The organism is Thiomonas delicata, assembly GCF_900088825.1.
In the GTDB taxonomy this organism is placed as follows: domain Bacteria; phylum Pseudomonadota; class Gammaproteobacteria; order Burkholderiales; family Burkholderiaceae_C; genus Thiomonas_A; species Thiomonas_A delicata.
In genome coordinates this window covers 1-488 of sequence record NZ_LT592200.1, presented here as the reverse complement: position 1 = coordinate 488, position 488 = coordinate 1, and the positions used below count along the sequence as shown (strand labels likewise).

Here is a 488-nt window from a genome sequence, read left to right as displayed (position 1 = left end):
ACATGGAACTTGTCGATGACGATGCGCGCGTCGGGCATGACCGCCTGCACCGCGTCGCGGTATGGCACCCACATATCCATCGCCACGGTCTGAACATCGTGGCGGCCGTCGAGGTTGCCCAGATAGTTGATGACCGTCTTCTTGTCGCGGTTCGGCAGCAGGTTGACGATGGTGTTGCTGCGGATGTTGGAGATCACGCAGCGTGGCTTGATGATGTGAATCTCGTCGATGCCCATCCAGGTCGGCGTCTCGAAGCGAACTGTCTTCTCCAACTCGTTCACGTAGTCGCGGAAGATGTTGCGCACCGTCTTTTCATCGAGGCCGATGTCTTCCGCGATGCTGGCGAAAGTGCGCCGCAGGCTTTGCTGGCCGATCCAGACGACCAGGCGGTCGGTCATCTCCCGCTTGGTGTTGATTGCTGGCAGCGGCTCCATGAAGGTCTTGCCGCACGCCTGGCACCTCCAACGCTGGGTGTCCACGTAGATGCC

At 60.2% G+C, this 488-nt stretch carries 1 protein-coding gene; it reads right to left on the bottom strand.

Annotated features, from left to right (window positions below; translation table 11 throughout):
- Nucleotides 1-488: transposase (locus THIARS_RS18040; RefSeq protein ID WP_141202468.1), on the bottom strand; the 488-nt coding region annotated here is incomplete at both ends.